The 20,806-nt window shown below is 31.9% G+C and carries 21 protein-coding genes and 1 pseudogene; 6 read left to right on the top strand and 16 right to left on the bottom strand.

Annotated elements, in window-relative coordinates:
* Nucleotides 1–20: 20 nt before the first annotated feature.
* The 8 genes from fliY to aroQ are packed head-to-tail and all read right to left on the bottom strand — an operon-like array spanning nt 21 to nt 6,265.
* Entirely contained in the window at nt 21–863 is an 843-nt protein-coding gene (gene fliY, locus FBF15_RS08760; protein ID WP_002858804.1) for a flagellar motor switch protein FliY, read from the bottom strand.
* On the bottom strand, nt 860–1,939 hold the full coding sequence (gene fliM, locus FBF15_RS08755) for a flagellar motor switch protein FliM (RefSeq protein ID WP_002851710.1): 1,080 nt from the start codon (nt 1,937–1,939) through the stop codon (nt 860–862). The genes fliY and fliM overlap by 4 nt, the downstream gene beginning before the upstream one ends.
* Nucleotides 1,939–2,631, bottom strand: a complete 693-nt coding sequence (locus FBF15_RS08750) for an RNA polymerase sigma factor FliA (RefSeq protein ID WP_002851943.1) — start codon at nt 2,629–2,631, stop codon at nt 1,939–1,941. The genes fliM and FBF15_RS08750 overlap by 1 nt, the downstream gene beginning before the upstream one ends.
* On the bottom strand, nt 2,612–2,968 hold the full coding sequence (locus FBF15_RS08745; RefSeq protein ID WP_002851727.1) for a membrane protein: 357 nt from the start codon (nt 2,966–2,968) through the stop codon (nt 2,612–2,614). Before FBF15_RS08745 ends, FBF15_RS08750 begins: the two co-directional genes overlap by 20 nt.
* Nucleotides 2,969–2,986: 18 nt before the next feature.
* On the bottom strand, nt 2,987–3,853 hold the full coding sequence (flhG, locus tag FBF15_RS08740; RefSeq protein ID WP_002851985.1) for a flagella biosynthesis ATPase FlhG: 867 nt from the start codon (nt 3,851–3,853) through the stop codon (nt 2,987–2,989).
* Nucleotides 3,846–5,300, bottom strand: coding sequence for a flagellar biosynthesis protein FlhF (gene flhF / locus FBF15_RS08735; RefSeq protein WP_002851941.1), 1,455 nt, complete (start codon nt 5,298–5,300; stop codon nt 3,846–3,848). The genes flhG and flhF overlap by 8 nt, the downstream gene beginning before the upstream one ends.
* Nucleotides 5,301–5,309: 9 nt before the next feature.
* The gene (gene folK / locus FBF15_RS08730) at nt 5,310–5,783 is read right to left on the bottom strand and encodes a 2-amino-4-hydroxy-6-hydroxymethyldihydropteridine diphosphokinase (protein WP_002851803.1); all 474 of its coding nucleotides are present in this window, start codon (nt 5,781–5,783) and stop codon (nt 5,310–5,312) included.
* 2 nt (nt 5,784–5,785) lie between these two features.
* The gene (aroQ, locus tag FBF15_RS08725; RefSeq protein WP_002852001.1) at nt 5,786–6,265 is read right to left on the bottom strand and encodes a type II 3-dehydroquinate dehydratase; all 480 of its coding nucleotides are present in this window, start codon (nt 6,263–6,265) and stop codon (nt 5,786–5,788) included.
* Between the two features lie 90 nt (nt 6,266–6,355).
* Between aroQ and FBF15_RS08720 the strand changes: the two genes are divergently transcribed.
* The 3 genes from FBF15_RS08720 to FBF15_RS08710 all read left to right on the top strand — a co-directional run bounded on the left by FBF15_RS08720 (nt 6,356) and on the right by FBF15_RS08710 (nt 9,579).
* Nucleotides 6,356–7,585, top strand: coding sequence for a metal-dependent hydrolase (locus FBF15_RS08720; RefSeq protein ID WP_002867896.1), 1,230 nt, complete (start codon nt 6,356–6,358; stop codon nt 7,583–7,585).
* On the top strand, nt 7,573–8,469 hold the full coding sequence (sppA, locus tag FBF15_RS08715) for a signal peptide peptidase SppA (protein ID WP_002859758.1): 897 nt from the start codon (nt 7,573–7,575) through the stop codon (nt 8,467–8,469). Before FBF15_RS08720 ends, sppA begins: the two co-directional genes overlap by 13 nt.
* 78 nt (nt 8,470–8,547) lie before the next feature.
* A complete protein-coding gene (locus FBF15_RS08710) occupies nt 8,548–9,579 on the top strand; it encodes a Cj0069 family protein (protein ID WP_038816801.1) in 1,032 nt (343 codons plus the stop codon).
* A 241-nt stretch (nt 9,580–9,820) separates the two neighbouring features.
* On the opposite strand, the pseudogene FBF15_RS09800 reads toward FBF15_RS08710, so the two are convergent.
* From FBF15_RS09800 to cdtA, 8 genes and pseudogenes are all read right to left on the bottom strand, one after another.
* Nucleotides 9,821–10,443, bottom strand: a pseudogene (locus FBF15_RS09800) (bacteriohemerythrin).
* A 173-nt stretch (nt 10,444–10,616) separates the two neighbouring features.
* Entirely contained in the window at nt 10,617–11,273 is a 657-nt protein-coding gene (locus FBF15_RS08700; protein ID WP_002901160.1) for a lactate utilization protein C, read from the bottom strand.
* Nucleotides 11,266–12,705 (bottom strand): LutB/LldF family L-lactate oxidation iron-sulfur protein, encoded by a 1,440-nt coding sequence (locus tag FBF15_RS08695; RefSeq protein WP_038816688.1) that lies wholly within the window; start codon nt 12,703–12,705, stop codon nt 11,266–11,268. The genes FBF15_RS08700 and FBF15_RS08695 overlap by 8 nt, the downstream gene beginning before the upstream one ends.
* Nucleotides 12,702–13,442 (bottom strand): (Fe-S)-binding protein, encoded by a 741-nt coding sequence (locus FBF15_RS08690; protein ID WP_002859761.1) that lies wholly within the window; start codon nt 13,440–13,442, stop codon nt 12,702–12,704. The genes FBF15_RS08695 and FBF15_RS08690 overlap by 4 nt, the downstream gene beginning before the upstream one ends.
* A gap of 119 nt (nt 13,443–13,561) precedes the next feature.
* Nucleotides 13,562–15,244 (bottom strand): L-lactate permease, encoded by a 1,683-nt coding sequence (locus FBF15_RS08685; RefSeq protein WP_002859762.1) that lies wholly within the window; start codon nt 15,242–15,244, stop codon nt 13,562–13,564.
* 171 nt (nt 15,245–15,415) lie between these two features.
* A complete protein-coding gene (gene cdtC / locus FBF15_RS08680; RefSeq protein ID WP_002851967.1) occupies nt 15,416–15,985 on the bottom strand; it encodes a cytolethal distending toxin subunit Cj-CdtC in 570 nt (189 codons plus the stop codon).
* 10 nt (nt 15,986–15,995) lie between these two features.
* Nucleotides 15,996–16,793 (bottom strand): cytolethal distending toxin nuclease subunit Cj-CdtB, encoded by a 798-nt coding sequence (gene cdtB, locus FBF15_RS08675; protein ID WP_002851847.1) that lies wholly within the window; start codon nt 16,791–16,793, stop codon nt 15,996–15,998.
* Nucleotides 16,790–17,596 (bottom strand): cytolethal distending toxin subunit Cj-CdtA, encoded by an 807-nt coding sequence (gene cdtA, locus FBF15_RS08670; RefSeq protein WP_002859763.1) that lies wholly within the window; start codon nt 17,594–17,596, stop codon nt 16,790–16,792. The genes cdtB and cdtA overlap by 4 nt, the downstream gene beginning before the upstream one ends.
* Before the next feature lie 112 nt (nt 17,597–17,708).
* Between cdtA and FBF15_RS08665 the strand changes: the two genes are divergently transcribed.
* From FBF15_RS08665 to cydB, 3 genes are read left to right on the top strand one after another with little or no spacing between them, the layout of a single operon-like run.
* Nucleotides 17,709–17,942: a DUF4492 domain-containing protein gene (locus FBF15_RS08665; RefSeq protein ID WP_002851632.1), complete on the top strand. Its 234-nt coding sequence runs from the start codon at nt 17,709–17,711 to the stop codon at nt 17,940–17,942.
* Nucleotides 17,943–19,505, top strand: coding sequence for a cytochrome ubiquinol oxidase subunit I (locus tag FBF15_RS08660; RefSeq protein ID WP_002859765.1), 1,563 nt, complete (start codon nt 17,943–17,945; stop codon nt 19,503–19,505).
* A complete protein-coding gene (cydB, locus tag FBF15_RS08655; protein ID WP_002867829.1) occupies nt 19,505–20,629 on the top strand; it encodes a cytochrome d ubiquinol oxidase subunit II in 1,125 nt (374 codons plus the stop codon). The genes FBF15_RS08660 and cydB overlap by 1 nt, the downstream gene beginning before the upstream one ends.
* Nucleotides 20,630–20,806 lie beyond the last annotated feature (177 nt).

Genomic DNA, 20,806 nt, shown 5'->3' with positions numbered 1-20,806 from the left:
AATTTGTAGGCTAAAACTTTTTATCTTAGTTGTTCTAATCTTTCTTTTTTAGAACCAATTTCTGTAATTTGAACGCCGAAGTTACCATCGACAATTACTACCTCGCCATAAGCAATTCTTTTATCCCCAATTAAAATTTCAAGCGGATCGTTTGCAAGTTGATTAAGCTCCACAACTGAACCTATATCCATAGTTAAAACATCTTTTAAAAGCATTTTTTTATTGCCTATACGCACACGAACAGGCAAACGCACATCCATGATAAGATTGATATTTTTAAGCTCTTCGCTAAGCATTATCGCTTTTTCTTCAGTATTGTGATTAGAATCAGTGCTTGTATTTCCTGTTTCAGCAGGTTTCCCGCTTAGGATGTTATGGAGTGTTTGATCCATGGCTAAAGAAACTTGTTCTTCTAAATCGCCTATTTTTACATCATATAAAAATAATTTTTTAAAATCTTTAAAATCTACGCTTTCAGGCACAAATTCACAAGATTCTATGCTAAAATCCATTTTTGGAATGTCTTTTTGGGCTCCTAAGGTTGTAGAAAATGCTGAAATGATATTTTGGATGGCTTCTTTAGCTGCATCCATTTCATCAGGACCCAGTTTATCGTTTTTGGTGATCTCTTCTTCACCCATCATCCATTCACCAATAGCACTCATTAAAACAGCACCAGCTAAAATTCCTATTTTTCCACCATTTGCTATATTAAATATAGCATACACTAAAGGTGCTTTTAAAGTATCGCTTGTATTGACATCAAATTCTTTATATTCGCTAAATTCAGCACTTTTTCCTGTTAAACCTTCAATGGTGCTGATGCATTCATTTGTAAACATTTTTAAAAAATCATTGATCATATTTCTTCATCCTCCTCTTCAGGCTCATCATAAACACTGGCTTTAGCTTTACGCTCTTCTTCGTATTTTTCCAAAATTTCTTTGATTTCATCTTTATCTGTGCGTATAAGTTCTAAAATTTTAATAGATTTTCTAAAACGATGCAATCCAATTTGTGCTAAGAAAACATCTTTTTTATCGATACTTACTATAGCTTTATCGTCTGCTTCTCTATCAAGCCTTAAAATATCGCCTTGTTTAAGTTCTAAAAATTCATGAACATTAATTAAGGTTTTTCCTAAAATTGCCTCATATACCACTTCAGCACGACCGATTAAAGTTTTAAGCTCTTTGTTACGTGATTTTTTGGCTGAGGTTTCACCCATCATAATATCACGGTTTGCTAAACGGCTTAATATACTTTCTAAATGTACTACAGGATAGCAGATATTTACCATTCCGCTTGAATTTCCTATGATGATTTCCATTACTACCATGATAACAATCTCATTTTGAGATACGATTTGCACAACATTTGGACTTGATTCTTTAGCTTCTATACTAGGATAAATTTCAGTTACGGTAGCCCAGCTTTCTTTAAGTCTTTGCATAATGATACGCAAAATAGAATCAAGTAAATTAAGCTCAATATCCGTAAGCTCACGCGAAGCTTCATAGCTATCGCCTTGACCACCTAAAAGCCTGTCTATCATAGGAAAAGCTATGCTTGGATTGATTTCTAAAACACAGTTTCCATCTAAAGGTTTGATAGAAAAAACATTAAAACTTGTTGGGCTTGGCAAAGACATTAAAAACTCTCCATAAGTCATCTGATCGACTGAATGAAGTTTAGTTTCAACAATACTTCTCATCATCGATGAAATTTGAGAGGCTAAATTTCTTGCTAATTTATCATGTATGCCTTTAATCGTCCTAAGTTGTTCTTTTGAAACTCTGTTGGGACGCTTAAAATCATATACAACGATATTTCTTTCATCTTTTTCATCTTTTGAATTTGAGGCTATGGGTGTGTCGGTGTTATCATCGACAACTTCAAGTAGAGCATCAATTTCTTCTTGGGAGAGTATCTCAGCCATTACACTAGCCTTTCTCTAAGTTTTTTAAGAAGTTTTTTGTGAATTTGTGAAATTCTGCTTTCACTGATTTGTAAAATTTCACTGATTTCTTTTAGGCTTAATTCTTCATAATAATAAAGCTGAATAATTAACTGATCGCGCTCTTTAAGATCATCTAGCACTTCGTGAATTTTTTCTAAAAGTTCTTCTTTTTCAATTTTTTCTAAAGTATTGTCTTCATTATAAAGTTCGATTTGCTCATCAATGGGCAGGGTATAGCTAATAGCATGAGCTGTTCTTACTTCTTTGATTTTTTCTACATCTAAATCAAGTTTTTTGGCTAGATACTCATCATCAGGTTCGCATTCATGTTCTAAAAAATATTCATCCATGATTGCATCAATATCTTTAATAATTTTACGATTATTTCGACTCATTACATCAAGACTTCTAAGATAATCAAGCATAGAGCCATTAACTCTTTTTCTTGCAAAACCCCAGAAGTTATCATTTTGTTCTTTATCGTAACGGCGTGAAAGCTTTATCATTTCTTCAACGCCTATGCTAATAAGATCATTAACATCTATACTTGAAGGCAAGCGTTCTTTTAGTCTAAAAGCCATAGCACGCAGAGCTGGCATGTAAGAAAGCACAAGCTCATCTTGCTCTTTCTTTAGCATTTGTGCATAAGCTTTAGGCGGCTCTTTTAGCATTTCTTCGTCTTTCTTTGAATTCATTTTTCTTTAGCTCTTCTCTTTCTTCATTGAGCTTTTCTAAAATTATATCCATTTTCTTTTCACGAATAACTAAATCGTTGATAATATTATTGCTAGTTTTTTCATAATCGTGTTTATTAAAGATTCTGCCACTAATTTTCTTTACATCTATAAAATTCATAATAGCAATATGAACAAAAACATAAAACATAAAAGTAATAAAACAAGTAAAAATCAGTATATCAAAGGCTTCATCTATACTAATAATGCTAAATGCAAGTCCTATAAAAAATCCACAAACAGTGAAAAATGCTACGTAATTTTCTGGCCTCATAATCTCTTCTCTTTATTGCTAAAATCTTTCAATAATTTTTCTAAAAAAACTTGAAAAACTACGATTTGAAACATTATCAAGCACTTTCCGTTCCAATCTATATAAAAGCTTGGAAGCTAGGGCTTTAATCTCATCACTTGAGGCTGTGTTTTCATCGCTAAATAAAGTTCTTTTTTTAATACTACCACTTACATCTTTAGAAGCGCTTAAATGACCTAAGAATTCTAAATTTAAAGGATTTTTAATGTTTGCATCTGCAACTTTTTTAATATTTTCAAAAACTTTTAAAGCTTCATTTTCATTTTTTACAACATTAAAGAGCATTAGTAAATTTTCTTTTGTCTTAGAAGTTGTTTTTATGGTTGCATACGCATCAGTGATTGCTGCAGGATCAGGAACAGTTACTACTATAACTTCATCAGCCATTTCTAAAAAATTTAAAATATTTCCACCAATACCCGCGCCTGTGTCGATAATAAGAAAATCAAGTTCATCTAAAATACTTGCTTGATTTAAAAATCTCTCGTAAATATTTTTATCATTATATTTTAAAATCTCATCTCCACTTTCGCCTGGGATGAGCCATAAATTTGGCTTAACTTCTATTAAAATGTCTTCCAAGGAGCATTCTCCGCGTAAAACATGCAAGAGATTTTTTTGTATGCGTACATTTAAAATGACATCCAAATTTGCCAAGCCAATATCAGCATCAAAAAGCCCAACTTTATAGCCATTATTTGCTAAAACATTGGCTAGATTCGCGCTAATCGTACTTTTTCCAACGCCACCTTTTCCACTTGTAATAGCTATAAAATGAGTGTTTTGGGATTTTTTGGTTCCATTTTGACTCATGAGATTGCGAAGTTTATTTGCTTGGTTATTCATTATTTTTTCCTTTGTTAAACCCTTCTAAAATACAATGAACTAGAAAATCACTATTGGCTACTTCTAAATCATCTGGCACTTCTTGTCCTATAGAGAAAAAGCTTAGAGGAATATTTGTTTCATAAACAAGAGAGAAGATATTTCCAAAAACCTTTGTTTCATCAAATTTAGTAATAATCAAAGTATCAATATTTAAGAATGAAAAATTTTTATAAATTTCCATTAAATCTTCATGTTTGGTGTTTGCAGAAACCACTAAATTTACATCAATTTCTGCATTTGAGTGCATTAAAAATTCTTTAGTTTTAGCAAGTTTGCTTTGATCGTATTGTGAATTTCCTATAGTATCAACTAAAATTACTTCGCAATTATTTAAGCTTTTTATCGCTTCATCTAAATCCTTTGGTTCTATGCTATCAATAATAGGAAGTTTCATCATTTTTGCATACTGAAAAAGTTGCTCAACTGCACCGATTCTATAAGTATCAAGCGTAATAATACCTGTTTTATAACGCTTATCTCCATAAGCATAGCGAAAAGCTAACTTAGCTAAGGTTGTTGTTTTTCCGACTCCTGTTGGGCCTACTAGCATCATGATTTTTTGTTTTTTTATATCGCTTTCAACACGACAAGGCAAGATATTTCTTAAAAGTGAGTGAAAATATCTTTGAACCGCATCTTTGTTGGTTTTCATAGCAGCTGGCATATTTTCTATAGTTGCTTTCATAATCGCTTCTAGATGATTTTCAAGCATTCCACTTTCTTTGGCTTGTTTATAAATACTTGCAAATTCAGGAGGTATCATAAGATTTTTTCTAGCTTCAGCTTTATCGTCCCACATCATATCTGCAAGAAGATCTATTTTATCATTAAGCTTGTTGATTTGTTTTTCAAATTGCTTTTCAAAATTTTCTATTTTTTTATTATAATTTGGATTAGGGGTGTAATTTTCTAAAGGTGTGTTTGTGACTTTAGAAATTTCATTGCTAACTTCACTTAGTTTTTCTTTGAAATCATCAAAGCCTAGAGTCTTATTTTGATGAGGGTTGATTTTGTTTTGTGGAAAATCTTGATAGGTTTTTTTAGCTAAGTCATTGTTTTTTACAGTGTTTAAATTTGTATTTAAGCGAGTGTTTGAGAAATCCAAGACTACATCTTCATCTTCTTGAGGGATTTGAGATCTAATTTTTTCTTCTGCAAGAGAGGTAGAGGATGGTTTTGGCGAGCTTTTTTTTGCAGGTAAAGATTTTCCTTGTTTTTTTAAGTGTTCTTCATAGTCGCTTTCTTCTATGGCTACCATAACCTCATAAAGCGCACTGCGATTTAAGGTTTTAGGACGAATTTGTTTATTTGTTATAATTAAAGCTTTATCTCCGTAATCTTCTTTTACTTTGGGTATAATTTGTTCTGTATCTTCAACGGTAAAAGTATGTATAAGTTGTCCCATTTATATTCCTTATATCATGCCTAAAGGCAAAATTACACTCACTCTTTCTTTAGCCCCTTTATGAGGCACCTCACACCACTTATCACGCTTGACTTTTTGTGAAAAGTATAAAAGATCTAAATCAAGCGTTCTAGGAGCGTTTTTGAAAGTTCTCTTGCGTTTAAATTTTACTTCATAATAAAGTAAAACTTTCAAAAGTGCTCGTGCATGCAAATTAGTTTGTATCAACATAACAGCATTGGTAAAATCTTTTTGCTCTTTAAAACCAAAGGCTTCATTTATCAACATAGGAGATGTGGATAAAATTTTAAATCTTTTATCATCCATCATTACTCGAAAAAGCATATCAAATCTTTTTTTTTCGGGCTCTATATTGCTTCCTAAGCCTATAAGAGCTAAATATTTAAAAGATCGTATATTTTGACTAAAAAAAGGAAAAAAACGACTTTTTTCAAAGTGTTTTACTCCTTGAATTTTTAGCATTATTATTTATTCGTTTGTTGTGCTTGTTGCATCGCACGCAAATTTTTTATTTGTTCGCAAATTTGAATTATACCCATTAAAGCCAAGTGATAGCCAAAAGGACCAAAACCAACAATAGTTCCAGAACATACAGGCGCTATAAGACTTTTTTGACGAAATTCTTCTCTGCGATAAACATTGCTAATATGTACTTCAATTGTAGGCAAAGCTACTGCTGCAATAGCATCGCGAATAGCTACTGAAGTATGAGTATAGCCTGCTGCGTTGATAATAATTCCATCAACTGTTCCAAGACATTCTTGAATTTTATCTACGATTTCACCTTCAAAATTACTTTGGAAAAAGTCAAGTTCTACATTGTTTTGAGATGCTGCAAGTTTCATTTGCTCATGAATTTCTTCCATTTTCATAGCACCATAAATTCCCACTTCTCTTACGCCAAGCATATTAACATTTGGGCCTTGGATAATCATTATTTTCATGGATTTAACCTTAAAAATTTATTTTTAACCTTTTATTATAACATTTTAAAAATAAATTTTTGCTACAATGTAATTTTTGAAAGGAAAATCGTGTTTATAGTTACTGCAAGATATCTTTTTTTATGCGATGAAGATTTTACGATACTAGAAAATCAAGCCTTTGTTTTTGAAGATAAAATTTTAGAATTGGGTGAATTGGATAATTTAAGAAAAAAATATCCCAAGGCTAAAATCATCAAAACACCTAAAAATTCGGTTATTTTACCTGCTTTTATAAATCCTCACACACACTTAGAATTTAGTGCAAATTCAACAACTTTACATTTTGGAGAATTTTTAATTTGGCTTAAAAGTGTTATAAATTCTCGTTCCATGTTAAATGCACAGGCCAAAGAAGAATTAATACTTCAAAGCATTAAAAAAATGCAAAAAAGCGGTATAGGCACTATAGGTGAAATTTCAAGTTTTGGGAGTGATTTAGATCCTTGCTTAAAGGCTAGTCACAAGGGTATGCGTATAGTATTTTTTAATGAAATTTTGGGTACAAATGAAAATCAAGTTGAAGATAAAAAACAAGAATTTTTAAAAAGATTTGAAAATTCTTTGAAATTTAAAAATGATTTTTTTATCCCGGCAATTTCGATTCATTCTCCTTATTCAACTCATCCTAGTTTGGCTCATTTTGCTCTTGATTTAGCTAAAAAGCAAAATTTACTAGTTAGTACGCATTTTTTAGAAAGTAAGGCTGAAAATATCTGGCTTAGAGAGTCTAAAGGGAGTTTTAAAAAATGGCTTGAAAATTTCACACTTCATCCTAAGCCTCTTTATACACCAAAGGATTTTGTTAAACTTTTTAAAGGAGTAAGGACTCTTTTTACGCATTGTGTTTATCTAAAAGAATATGAATGGTTAGATAAAAATTTACATTCTATTACACATTGTGCATTTTCAAATCGCCTTTTAAGTCAAAAAAGCTTAGATTTAAAAACGGCTTTAAAAAGTGGATTAAATATTCATTTAGGAACCGATGGACTTAGCTCAAATATTTCATTGTCTTTACTTGATGAAATGCGCGCGAATTTGCTTATACATAAGAATTTTGATTTATTAGAGTTAGCCTCTAAGCTTTTGCAAATGGTAACACTTTATCCTGCAAGGGCTTTAAATTTAAATTTAGGAGAGCTTAAAAAAGGTAAAATTGCTGATTTTAACGTATTTGAGCTAGGAGAATGTGATAAAAAGCAAGCTCCTTTGCAGTTTATTTTAAATGCTAAGGAAGTAGATAAATTATTTATAAAAGGAAAAGAATGCAAATTTTAAAATCATTTTTTAAGGCTTTAGGATGCGGTATAAAATTTATCAATACTTATTTTAAAACCTTTGTTTTATTGTTGATTGTTATATGGATTTTAATGCCTAGTGCAAATTCAAGCTCCAATCTTGCAAATTTAGAACGCATTGATTTAAAGGGTGAAATTTTTGACAGCTCTGCGGTTTTGGAAAAAATTATCAATGCTAAAAATGATAGCAATATTAAAGGAGTGCTTTTTGTTATAGACTCTCCTGGTGGAGCTTTTGCTCCTAGTATGGAACTAGCTCTAGCTATAAAGGATTTAAAAATTAAAAAGCCTGTGCTTGTTTATGCAAGCGGAACTATGGCAAGCGGAAGTTATTTAGCAGGAGTTGGAGCTAATAAAATTTTAGCCAATCCAGCAAGTTTTATAGGCTCTATCGGTGTGATTATGCAAGGAGCTGATTTAAGCGGATTGGCTAATAAACTCGGTATTAAAGAACAAACTATTCAAGCGGGTGAATTTAAAAGTGCTGGAACTTTTGCAAGAGCTTGGAATGAGAATGAAAGAAATTTTTTACAGGGTTTAATTGATCAAAGTTATGATCTTTTTACAGGTTTTGTTGCCAAGGAAAGAGCATTAGATCTTAATAAAAAAGATCAATGGGCAAATGCAAGAGTGTTTTTAGCTGCCAAGGCTAAGGAGCTTGGTCTTATAGATGAGCTTAGTAATTATGAAAATGCTAAAAAGGAGCTTGAAAAACTTGCTAATGTTTCAAATCCTGTTTGGAAAGAAGAAGATAAGATTGATAAATTTCTTAACCGCCTAGAAGGACAAACATCAAGCTTGATAAGTAAAAGCTTAATCGAAATCGCTTATAAAACTAATAGCAGTTTTATAAACGCTAGATAAAATATATAAATATTTTTATTTAATTTTTGTAATATTTTTATGCAATAATTATTTATATCTTAGATAAGGAGTAAAATAATGAAAAAAAATATTGTTTTTTTCGAAGTTAAAGGTGGGAGTGATAAAGGTGAAGATGGCTATAGAAAAGATACCATGCCTATGGTAAATGCCTTAAAAGCTAAGGGTTGGAATGCTGAGGTGATTTTTTTTGAAGTGGGTAAAAAAGATGAAATTTACAAATATGTGAAAGAAAATTTTGATGGTTATGTTTCTCGCATCAATCCTGGCAATCTTAAAGAAGAAAATGAGTATTTTGATATGTTAAGAAAACTTTGTGCCGATAAGCTTGTAGGCATGCCTCATCCTGATGCTATGATAGGTTATGGTGCTAAAGATGCACTTACAAAATTAGCAGATACTGATCTTGTTCCAAGCGATACTTATGCTTACTATGATATTAAGACTTTTAAAGAAAATTTTCCAAAAAGTTTGGCTAAAGGTGAAAGGGTTTTAAAACAAAATCGTGGCTCTACAGGAGAGGGAATTTGGCGTGTGAGTGTAGAGGGTAATGTTAGTGGAGATAGTTTGCCTTTAAACACAAAAATCAAATGTGCTGAAGCTAAGGATAATCATGTAGAACATAGAGAGCTTGGGGAATTTATGGATTTTTGCGAGCAATATATCATAGGTGATAATGGTATGCTTGTGGATATGACTTTTTTACCGCGCATTAAAGAAGGTGAAATCAGACTTTTAATGCTTTATAACACCCCTGTAAATGTAGTGCATAAAAAACCAGCCGAAGATGCTGATGCTTTTTCTGCTACGCTTTTTAGTGGGGCAAAATATCGCTATGATAAGCCAGAAGATTGGAAAACTTTGGTGGATATGTTTTTAGGCGAGCTTCCTAAGGTAAGGGAAAAATTAGGCAATTACGACTTACCATTGATTTGGACGGCTGATTTTATTTTAGATACTGATGAAAAGGGCAATGATAAATATGTTTTAGGCGAGATTAATTGTTCTTGTGTAGGTTTTACTTCTCATTTAGAACTTGCTGATGAAGTAGCTTCAAATATTATTAATATTGTAAGTAAAACTAAGGCTTAGTCTTTAAGCTTAATGTCCATTTTATTATTGCAAAATGGACATTCTTTTTCTATTGTTTTTAAGTTTGAGCTATATTCTATCGAGAAAAAATTTTCACAAAATGAGCATTTTGTATCTTTGGTTAGCATAGGATAGGAATAGTCAAATTTATCCAAAATAAAATATTTTATTTTTTTATCCTTAAATTTCCTTCTTTGTCTAACTTATACTTTATTTATTATTTTAACGCATAAATAGTTAATTAGAAATTTTCTGAATATTTTTTATAAAACTGTATGGCTTCTTTGCATTTTTTACATTTAAATTTTACGCCCTTAAGTTGAATTTTTTGATGAATTCCAAATGGTACATCATGCATTTGTTCTACGCATTCGCATGTATAAAGATAAACTGTATTTTCATCATCTTTTTCTTCTTTGACTTCTTCAAAGCTTACTTCCCCCATCATCTTCAGAAGTTAAAGAAGATCTTCTGTATTGTTCAACTTTCACATCTTTATAGAGTATATGTTCTAAAAGCCATTTTTTAGAAACTGTGTAAAGCTTCTCTTTTAAATCATTAGTGGTTTTTATGTTTTGTATAAGATAAGACATATCACGAATGATATTTTATGCATGATTTTGTGTTCATTTAAATAAGGATAATGAATTTCTTGCATATAATCTTCTTCATTACTAAAATGTTCTTTCATATAGTTAAAAAGTTCTGTTAAAATTTCTTTGAGTTCTTCTCGTTTTACAAATTTATAAACAGCACTTTCAACCTTGCTTGCAAGTTCACAAAGTTTTTGGTGTTGAATGTCAATCATTGTGTCATGAATACTGTATTTTCATTCCAAGTTGGAATTAGTTTATCTAAAAGCACCTTCTTTAATTTTTGTATTTAAAAATTAATTTAATATATTTGAGTGAAATATTACATAATATTTTATTAAAATATTATTAATTAGAAATTATTTATTTTATTTATATTTGTATAATATAAAAAATATATATAATTAATATTAAAAATTAAGACTTACTGATTCTAGTATAGAATCAGTAAATAATAATATGTGCAATTTGTGGCCCATGAACACCAAAAACAGTGATAAGTTCTATATCTGCTGTTCTTGAAGGCCCTGCTATAAATAAGATATTAGTAGGTAAAATTTCATTTTCTTTTTTTACTAAATTTAAAGCTTCGCTAAGACTTTTAACAACATTTTCTTTTTTAAGCAATACTATGCAAAGTTTAGGTGCAAGGCTTAGCATTCTAGGTTGGGTTTTACTTGAAGGTATAAGTGCAACTCCGTGAGAGCTTACCCCTGCTCTTGCGTGAATGATGGAAAAATCACTATGAAAAACTTCAGATCTTAAATTTTCGATTTCTTTATCAAAGCAAATCTTTTTTTCTGCTTTGATTTGTTCTAAATTTAAATTTAAATCCGCTCCATAAATCATACTTTTAAAGCCATATCTTGCGACAATTTCATTGATTTTTTCTTCTAAGGTATCTTTAGTCGCATTTTCAACGATGTATTTGTTATCGCTCATTTTTTGCTTCATTTCTGCAAGCATATCTTGGGTGGTTTGGATATGTTCTACAGGATCTATACTTTCAATACGCGTAAAGTCTGTTTCTTTGTAAGCTTTTTTAAGATGTTCTAAAATACTTGCTTTACTTTTGCTTGAAATTTCATCGATTTTACTCATAGCTTACTCCTTCTAGTTTTTGCACTTCTTTATAAAGATCCATTTTAATTTGAGGTAATTCTTTAAAAGCGTACCATTTTTTAATCACAGGCAAAACGCTTGCGAAATTTTGCACTGCCCAGTTGAAATAATGTGCTTTTGAAAGTGAAAAACGCCATTTATCTCCATTGGTTGCGATATTTTTAAATTGTTTAAAAGCAAAGGCTTCTAGGGCATTGTGATGAACATTGTTTGCTCCTAAAGGTGGATTTTTACCTTGTCCTATTTTATCGCATCTTAATTTGCGAATAAGATCAGCCAAAGGAATTTGCACTGGACAAACTTCAGAACAACGCCCGCAAAGTGAACAGAAATTCAAAATATCTCCTGTATGATCTATACCAAAAATATTAGGACTGATTACTTCTCCTATAGGTCCTGGATAAGTGGTTTGATAGGCATGTCCGCCGATTTGATCATAAACAGGGCAAAAATTCATACAAGCCCCACATCGAATACAACGCAAAGCCTCATAATAATCCTCATGAGCTAACATTTTAGAGCGATTGTGATCAAATAAAATCACATGTACTTCTTTAGGGCCATCTAAATCCCCATTTTTTCTAGGGCCTGTAATGATATTGTTATAAGTTGGTATAAATTGTCCTGTGGCTGAAGGAGTGAGCAAAGAAACCATAGTAGCCGCATCTTCAAAGCTTTCCATGACTTTTTCTATGCCGCAAAGTGCGATATGAATATCAGGTGCTGTAGTGCACATTCTACCGTTTCCTTCATTTTCTATAAGCCAAAAAGCCCCTTCTCTTGACATGGCAAAATTGACCCCACTAAGTCCAAGTTTTAAGCCTTCAAAATCTTTTCTTAAATGTTCTCTAGCTACCGCATTTAAACTTTCAGGTTCATCGTTTTCTAAATTTGCTCCTAATTTTTCTTTGAAAATTTCTCCGATTTCATGACGGTTTCTATGTATGGCAGGTACAACTATATGTAAAGGAGGCTCTTCGTTAAGTTGCAAAATAAGCTCTCCAAGATCGGTTTCTATAGCTTTTAACCCTTTTTTTTCTAGGTAGTGATTTAGGCCTATTTCTTCGCTTGCCATAGATTTACCTTTTAAAAGCTTGGTGATATTTTTTTCTTTCATGATTTCATAGACGATTTCACAGGCATCTTCATCACTACTTGCCCAATGCACTTTAATGCCATTTTTTGTAGCATTTTTTTCAAATTCTAAAAGCCTTTCTTCTAAACTCATTAAGGCATTGTTTTTAGCTTGTTTAGCTTTAGATCTTAAACCCTGCCAGTCTTTAAATCTAGCATCAATAACATTGAGTCTATTTTTTTGTAAAGTATGCATGGCAGTCATTAAATTTTCTTGCATTTGTTTGTCATTGAGTTTAATTTGAACGATTTGTTCGTGAGGAATTTTTTGACTCATAGTCTTTCTCCTTCTAAGCGTTTAAGTAAAAAGTCATATAAATGTATGCCTTTTATATCTAAACCCATTCTTTTCATTGTACCATCTATATTTAAAAGACAACCTCCATCGCCACTGATGAGATATTTTGCACCGCTATTTTGTATATCTTTAATTTTACTTCTTACCATAGCATTTGAAATTTCAGGCTCTTTTACTGAAAAAGTTCCGCCAAAACCACAACATTCTTCTTCGTATTGAAGTTCTACTAATTCTACATTTTTTAGTTTTTTGATAAGATTCTTGCTTGCTTGTATGCTTTTTTGCACTCTTAAAGCATGGCAATTAGAATGCCAAGTTACTTTTATAGGTGCACCTTTATCTTCATAATCTACTTTTAAAACTTCATCAAGGTATTGTGAAAGTTCTATAACCCTAGAGCTAAAATCTTTGACTTTAGAAAATTCAGGTCTGTTTTTAAAAAGTTCTTTATAGTCATGACTCATCATACCCGCACAAGAACCACTTGGCACAACGATGGGATAATCTTTATCAAATAAATCTACATTATATAAAGCAATCTCACGACTTTCATCGAAATAACCTGAGTTAAAAGAAGGTTGAGCACAACAGGTTTGATTTTTTTTAAAAATCACTTCAATACCTTCACGCCTTAAAAGTTTTATTGCATTTAAAACGCTTTGTTGCATAGCAGCAGTTCCTAAGCATGTGGCGTAAAAATACACCTTTTTCATCATCTCTCCTTTTGGGATAATTTAGGATAAATATTCTAATCCTGTAAAAATAAAAGCAAAGTAAAATTTCCAACAAATATTCTAAAAATGAATATTTGTTGAAATAAAACTTAAATTTTTAATTATTTCACTATAACTTCAGGGATGATTCCTTGTAAGAAAAAAGCTATAATGCAAGTCCAAATTCCTATTAAAACAATAAAAGCTACAGAATATTTTAATGTGAATTTGAAAAGATCAGATTCTTTTCCCACAAGTCCAACCGCTGCACAAGCTATAGCAATGCTTTGTGGACTGATCATCTTTCCAACAACCCCACCTACTGAATTAGCTGCTAAAAATAAAGCTTCGCTAATACCTAGTTTTTGAGCGCTTACTTGTTGCAAGGTTCCAAAAAGTAAATTAGCACTTGTATCAGAGCCTGTTAAAAATACCCCTATCCAGCCAATGATTGGTGAAAAGAAAGAAAAAGCATCACCTGTGTGTGCAAAAGCAAGTCCTAAAGTAGTGCTCATACCACTATTTTTAGAGATAAAAGCAAAGGCCACAACCAAACCTATGGTGATACAAGGTATAGCCATTTCTTTTAAGGTAACCCAAAAGCATTCTGCAGCATCTTCGGCTTTGATTTTTAAAATAGCTATAGTTAGAAAAGCGGCAAGTAAAATCGCTGTTCCTGCTTGAGCTACGGTTTTTCCATTGATTAAATCTACACCCAAGGCCAAAGATAAAGGCTTAGCTTCTCCTATGCCTGTGATAGAAGGGCTTAAAATTCCAGTTGTGATATTGCTAAATTGTAAAGTAATACTTGTATAGCTTAAAATTCCGTCCTTGTCAAAGAGGGCTTTAAACCAAGGTTGTGTCCAAATGATAATACAAACAATGAGTAAAATAAAAGGTGACCAAGCTTTTAAAATTTGATTAAAACTTAAGGTGTTATCTTGAGTGAAATTGCTTTCATTGTCAAATCTAAAAATATTTTTTGGTTTCCAAAATTTCAAAAATACAGTCGTAACTGCTAAAGAAACCACAGCTGAAATAATATCAGGTAATTCCGCTCCTAGGTGATTTGAGCTTAAAAATTGAGTAGTTGTAAAACTTAGCGCCGCAACTAAAATAGCTGGAAAAGTTTCTTTAATACCTTTAAATCCATCCATTAAAAAAACTATGAAAAAAGGTATAGTAAGGCTTAAAGGAACTAGCATTCTACCTACCATGGCAGAAACTGAATGCTGTTCTATGCCGACAAGATTTGCCATAGCAATAATAGGAATTCCCACCGCACCAAAAGCAACAGGAGCGGTATTTGCGATAAGACAAAGCCCTGCAGCTTGTAAAGGACGCAAGCCAAGTCCTACTAAAAGTGCAGCGGTTATAGCCACAGGGCCACCAAAACCTATAGCACCCTCTAAAAATGAACCAAAACAAAAACCTATTAAAATCACTTGAATTCTATGATCTGGAGTAATGCTCATCACGCTTTTTTTAATGATTTCAAAAGAACCTGACTTGATAGAAAGTTTGTAAAGAAAGATTGCCGCGATGATAATCCAAGCTATAGGCCACATACCATTTGTAAAGCCTTGAATAAAACTTGCACCCACTAAATTCCAAGGCATTTTATAGGCAAATAAAGCTACTAAAGTAGCAAGTATAACAGTTAAAAAACCTGCTTGATAGCCTTTAAGTTTTAAAACAACCAAACAAACTAAAAAACATAGTATAGGTAAAAATGCCACTAAAGCACTTAGCCAAATGTTTGAAAAAGGGTCATAAATTTGTTGCCATGTTAAAATTTGTTCCAATTTTTCCTCCTTGATAATTATTATGTATAAATTTATTGTAACAAAAAATTAAATTAAAATAAAAGAATTATAGAGTAAGGTAAATTACATTGTATTATTATTAATTATTTTGTGTATTTTAGTAATATCATAAATATTAAATAAATATAAAAATAGAACAAGATAAAAATCTTATTCTAAAGGGGTAGCAGCTGTTAAAGGTGGGGTTATAATCATTAGTTCATTTACTTCAGCAAAAAAAATAGGATCTAGGGTGCAAGGGGCTATTCCAAAGCGTTTTTGTATAGGAATATTTGGATTAAAAAAAGTTACTATACATTCATCAGATTCCAAAACTAAAGAACGAATTTGCACAGCTGAAGTTGTTGTTGGCATTATAGAAAATACAGTTTCTAATTTACCATCTTTTAGATCATCTTGACAAGATTTTGCTCCAAAGGTTCCATCTTCTAAGATGGCTAAACAAAGATCGCTTTCTTTTGGATTTGTAAATTGCACATAACCAAAAGGAAGTTCATCAGCTAATTTATCTTTTTGTTTTAACTCATCGCTTAAAACAATTTCTTTAATATTCCAATTTTGATCAATAGGATCTTTTGAGGTATCCCTAAAGGCGCTTAAAAAAATTCCCGTTTCTAAGCTTCTTATAGAAACCATTTCGGTAAAATCTTTCAAATCTCCAGTAGGAGTTGCAAAGGCTAAAGTTATAAACATAAAAAACAAAGTAATAATTTTTTTCATATTAAATGTCCTAAAATTTTCTAAAATTTACTGGAAAATGATCTGAAACTATATGAGATCTTAAACTTGCAAGCATTAAAATTGCAGCTAAAAGCGGTGGAGTATAGGTTTGTTGTCTATTTGAATTTCCTGTAATTGCATAATCAAGAGTCCCTCCGCTTGCTTGAGTTGCGCTAGTTGGAAAAACCACTCTAATTCTATTTGCTAATTCTCTATCCACTGTACTTGTTATAGTAGAAGGATCACGGTTAAAATCCCCTGCTATCATCCAGTTAACTTGAGGCATATTTGCAAAATGTGCATCTACAGCTGTGATAATTGCTCCTACATCTGTTCCTCCATTAGCTAAAGCATGGATATTGAAAAAAGCATCATTTCCATTGCGAATTCCTATAATGGGTCTTGAAACTGTAGTAGGTGGAGGTAAAACAATCACTTCTTCAGCTTGCATTCTTGAAACTATAGCTAAATTTACACGATTAGCTCCTACATCAACGCGAGAATAATAAATAAAAACCCTATCAGGCCTTGAAAGAGTTCCTAAATTCCACTCATATTCATCAATAGGTGTTCCACCTTGTTGCACATGGCGTCCTGTTGGAGTGGCTGTTCTTGGTAAAGTTCCTGCTTCTTGTATCATTAAGATATCTAAGGGGTTTGCTCCACTTACAAGTTGTCTTACGCTAACACTCCATTTGCTTTCTGTGGCTGCGGATGAGCCTTGCAAATTCCAAGTGCCAACATTAAAATTTTCTAAATTTGCAAAAGCAAGGTTAAAAGATAAAAATAAACATATAATTTTTTTCATCGTACCTCTCCTTGGCGATATAAAGGTTTTGCAGTAAAAGGCGGAGTAGTTAAAAACCATTGTTGATCAAAATTATCTTTTTTTGCACACTCTACGGTAAAAATTTTAAAAACCTTGTGAAAATCACCATAAAGATTTGTAATAGGTGCTTGTATGCATTTTCCATTTCCTAAATTTTTAATTTGAACCGCTGTATTGCTCATAGGGATAAGTTTCCACATTTGTGCGTGATTGCTTGCATCGCAAGGATAATGGACAATTCCATTACCATAAGCATTAAGACAAGTATTGGTTTTGGCATTTTTAATCATTGCAAAATCATTAGGATAAAGCAAAAGTTGCCAAACTCTAGCATCGCCAAATCCTTTACTATCGATTAAAGTATAGCCCCAAATCCAATTTCCTTGTGCTAAAGCCCAAACCGTTAAAGCTGCTCCGCTAGGGCCTAAAATGGTTAAAAAATCAGAAACCGCAGGGCGATTTTCAAAAATTAAAACATCATTAAAAGCTTCGTCTTTAAAGCGAGGATTGATCCCATTTACTACATTATTGTTGGCACTATTGCTTGTTCTAGTTAAAGGTGGGGTAATAGGAGTAATAGGTACTAAATCAGCACCGCTAATTAAACTTGGAATTTCTTGATTGGTAGGAAAAGTAGGTTCAAGTCCTAGTTTTAAAGGATCAGTATCTTCAAATTCGCCAAATGAACGCCCCAAAGGATTTACATTTTCAAATTTAGAAGAACATGCATAAAGAAAAAAAGTCATAAAACAACATAAAATAAAAACTATAATTTTTTGCATTAAAAACCTTGATATGTATTTAAATTTTTAAGAAAATAATAACATAAATTTCATTATAATTTTCCGCTTTTTAAAAATGTTTTATTTTGTTGTTTTTAAAGGTAGAATTTACATGTATCTTAAACACTTATATTTTAGCATCTCTCAAATTTTTAATTTTTACAAAGAAGGTTTTAAAAATTTAACTCTTGGAAAGACCCTTTGGAAAATTATTTTTATCAAACTTTTTGTTATGTTTGTGATTTTAAAACTTTTTGTTTTTGATGTAAATTTTAATTCTATTTTTAAAAGCGACAAAGAAAAAAGCACTTTTGTACTCAAAAATCTTACACTCGAAGGAAAATAAATGAACGAACTTAGTAGCGTTGATTGGTCAAGAGCGCAGTTTGCTTTAACTGCACTTTATCATTTTTTGTTTGTGCCTTTAACCTTAGGCTTGTCTTTTATGATCGCTATCATGGAAACCATCTATGTAAAAACTAAAAATGAAAGATGGAAAAAAATCACCAAATTTTGGCTTTCATTATTTGCTATAAATTTTGCTATCGGTGTAGCTACAGGCATTATAATGGAATTTGAATTTGGAACAAACTGGGCAAATTATAGCTGGTTTGTGGGTGATATTTTTGGTGCACCTTTGGCGGTTGAAGGTATTATGGCATTTTTTTTAGAGGCTACTTTTTTTGCAGTTATGTTTTTTGGCTGGGATAAAGTAAGCAAGGGTTTTCACTTACTTTCAACTTGGTGTGTGGCTATAGGAAGTAATCTTTCTGCTTTTTGGATTTTAGTGGCAAATGGTTGGATGCAATATCCTGTAGGAATGAGCTTTAACCCTGACACAGCAAGAAATGAAATGCAAAGCTTTTTTGAAGTAGCACTTTCTCCTGTAGCTATTTCAAAATTTTTACATACCATAGGCAGTGGTTATGTGATTTCAGCTTTATTTGTAATGGGAATTTCAGCTTGGTTTATGTTAAAAGGACGCCATATTATCGAGGCTAAAAAAAGCTTAGTTGTAGGAGCTAGTTTTGGTTTGGTTTGTTCAATCTTTTTGTTTTTCAGCGGAGATGAAAGCGCTTACCGTGTAACTCAAACTCAACCTATGAAACTTGCAGCTATGGAAGGGGTTTATCAAGGTGAACATCGTGCAGGACTTGTACCTTTTGGAATTTTAAATCCTAAAAAAACCATAGATAATAACGAAAGTGTGTTTTTATTTGACATTACTATACCTTACGCTCTTTCTATATTAGGAAACCGTGATCCAAATTCTTTTGTTCCAGGAATTGAAGATTTGATCTATGGAAATGAAAGCAAAGGTATAGAACCTATGCAAAATCGTATCGATAGAGGAAAAATCGCTATACAAGCTCTAAAAGACTATAAACTTGCTAAAGAAAACAATGATACAATAGCTATGGCAAATCACAAATCCATTTTAGAAACTCATTTTAAAGATTTTGGTTATGGATATTTAGAAAAACCAAGCGATACTATTCCACCTGTGGCTTTAACTTTTTATAGCTTTCATATCATGGTTGCTTTAGGAAGTTTTTTCTTTTTACTTTTCATCGTTACGCTTTATCTTACCATGGCAAATGATATTGAGAAATTTAGAAAAGTACTTTGGGTGTGTTTGTTATCCATTCCATTGGGTTATATTGCCGCTGAAGCAGGTTGGATTGTTGCTGAAGTAGGCAGACAACCTTGGGCAATTCAAGACTTGCTTCCTGTACATATCGCAGCAACACAACTTGGAAAAGTCAATGTTCAAATTTCATTTTGGATTTTTGCAGTACTTTTTACAGCCTTATTGATTGCAGAAGTTAAAATCATGCTTACTCAGATTAAAAAAGGTTTTGACGCACATGCAGGACATACTCCACTTATGGGCAAAGGAGAAAAATAATGTTTTTTGGTTTAGAACTTGAAGGTTTGCAAATTTATTGGTGGTTGATTTTAAGTTTACTCGGCGGACTTTTGGTTTTTATGTTTTTTGTCCAAGGTGGACAGACTTTAATCGATGAGCTTAGCAAGGATGAGCTTGAAAAAACCATGCTAGTCAATTCTTTAGGGCGTAAATGGGAGCTTGGTTTTACAACTCTCGTACTTTTTGGTGGAGCAGCTTTTGCGGCTTTTCCACTTTTTTATAGTACAAGTTTTGGCGGTGCTTATTGGGCTTGGCTTTGTATTTTATTTTGTTTTATTTTACAAGCTGTGGCTTATGAATATCGCAAAAAAGAAAATAATGTTTATGGCTCTAAAACCTATGAAATTTTTCTTAAAATCAATGGCTATTTAGGTGTGTTTTTAATCGGAGTTGCGGTAAGTAGCTTTTTTAGCGGCTCTGAATTTATCTTAAATGAGCATAATTTTGTTTCTTGGCAAAATCCTTTGCATGGCTTAGAACTTTTACTTAATCCTTTTAATTATCTCTTAGGCTTAGCTTTAGTATTTTTAGCAAGGCTTTTAGGTGCAGCGTATTTTATGAACAATATCAATGATGAGAATATCAAAATAAGAGCTATGAAAAAACTCATGGTCAATAGCATTTTATTTTTACCTTTTTTCTTAGGTTTTTTAGTGTGGATTTTCTTAAAAGATGGTTTTAGTGTAGATGCAAATGGAGTTGTAAGCATGAGTGCGAATTTGTATTTATATAATTTCTTAAATCAAATGATTTTTGCTATCTTGCTTGTTGTTGGTGTGATTTTAGTGCTTTTAGGTATGGTTCAAGGAGCAAAAGGTTGCTCTAAAGCTATTTTTACCCTAGGACTTGGAACGGTTTTAACAGTTTTTGCTTTATTATCAAGCATTGGTTTAGGTCAAAGTGCTTTTTACCCATCTTTAAGTGATTTGCAAAGTTCTTTAACTTTAAAAAATGCAAGTTCAAGCTATTATACTCTAAGCGTCATGGCTTATGTGTCTTTACTTGTACCTTTTGTTTTAGCTTATATTATCTATGTTTGGAATGCAATGGATAAAGTAAAAATCACACGCGAAGAAATCGCAAACGATGATCACGCATATTAAGGAGAAAAAATGTTACATGCTTTGTTTTTATTGGCTTGGCCTTTAGTAATTTATCTAAGCTATAAATTTATCATGCTAAATATCAATCAATTAGAAAAAGATAGCAAACTATAAAGCAAGATAAGATTTAAACCGATATAAGTATAAATCTTTTCAAAATATTGCAATTTGCCCATT

The organism is Campylobacter sp. CFSAN093233, assembly GCF_011068165.1.
Taxonomy (GTDB): domain Bacteria; phylum Campylobacterota; class Campylobacteria; order Campylobacterales; family Campylobacteraceae; genus Campylobacter_D; species Campylobacter_D jejuni.
Note: the sequence above shows the minus strand (reverse complement) of the source record. Positions and strands in the feature narration are given on the sequence as shown.

Excerpts from the sequence above, each read along its gene's own strand:
- flhG (WP_002851985.1), bottom strand. The coding sequence starts at position 3,853 with ATGAATAACCAAGCAAATAAACTTCGCAATCTCATGAGTCAAAATGGA.
- cdtB (WP_002851847.1), bottom strand. The coding sequence starts at position 16,793 with ATGAAAAAAATTATATGTTTATTTTTATCTTTTAACCTTGCTTTTGCA.
- FBF15_RS08745 (WP_002851727.1), bottom strand. The coding sequence starts at position 2,968 with ATGAGGCCAGAAAATTACGTAGCATTTTTCACTGTTTGTGGATTTTTT.
- flhF (WP_002851941.1), bottom strand. The coding sequence starts at position 5,300 with ATGGGACAACTTATACATACTTTTACCGTTGAAGATACAGAACAAATT.
- FBF15_RS08660 (WP_002859765.1), top strand. The coding sequence starts at position 17,943 with ATGAACGAACTTAGTAGCGTTGATTGGTCAAGAGCGCAGTTTGCTTTA.
- cydB (WP_002867829.1), top strand. The coding sequence starts at position 19,505 with ATGTTTTTTGGTTTAGAACTTGAAGGTTTGCAAATTTATTGGTGGTTG.
- FBF15_RS08700 (WP_002901160.1), bottom strand. The coding sequence starts at position 11,273 with ATGAGTAAAATCGATGAAATTTCAAGCAAAAGTAAAGCAAGTATTTTA.
- fliM (WP_002851710.1), bottom strand. The coding sequence starts at position 1,939 with ATGGCTGAGATACTCTCCCAAGAAGAAATTGATGCTCTACTTGAAGTT.
- FBF15_RS08750 (WP_002851943.1), bottom strand. The coding sequence starts at position 2,631 with ATGCTAAAAGAGCCGCCTAAAGCTTATGCACAAATGCTAAAGAAAGAG.
- FBF15_RS08710 (WP_038816801.1), top strand. The coding sequence starts at position 8,548 with ATGAAAAAAAATATTGTTTTTTTCGAAGTTAAAGGTGGGAGTGATAAA.
- FBF15_RS08665 (WP_002851632.1), top strand. The coding sequence starts at position 17,709 with ATGTATCTTAAACACTTATATTTTAGCATCTCTCAAATTTTTAATTTT.
- cdtA (WP_002859763.1), bottom strand. The coding sequence starts at position 17,596 with ATGCAAAAAATTATAGTTTTTATTTTATGTTGTTTTATGACTTTTTTT.
- folK (WP_002851803.1), bottom strand. The coding sequence starts at position 5,783 with ATGCTAAAAATTCAAGGAGTAAAACACTTTGAAAAAAGTCGTTTTTTT.
- cdtC (WP_002851967.1), bottom strand. The coding sequence starts at position 15,985 with ATGAAAAAAATTATTACTTTGTTTTTTATGTTTATAACTTTAGCCTTT.
- aroQ (WP_002852001.1), bottom strand. The coding sequence starts at position 6,265 with ATGAAAATAATGATTATCCAAGGCCCAAATGTTAATATGCTTGGCGTA.
- sppA (WP_002859758.1), top strand. The coding sequence starts at position 7,573 with ATGCAAATTTTAAAATCATTTTTTAAGGCTTTAGGATGCGGTATAAAA.
- fliY (WP_002858804.1), bottom strand. The coding sequence starts at position 863 with ATGATCAATGATTTTTTAAAAATGTTTACAAATGAATGCATCAGCACC.
- FBF15_RS08690 (WP_002859761.1), bottom strand. The coding sequence starts at position 13,442 with ATGATGAAAAAGGTGTATTTTTACGCCACATGCTTAGGAACTGCTGCT.
- FBF15_RS08695 (WP_038816688.1), bottom strand. The coding sequence starts at position 12,705 with ATGAGTCAAAAAATTCCTCACGAACAAATCGTTCAAATTAAACTCAAT.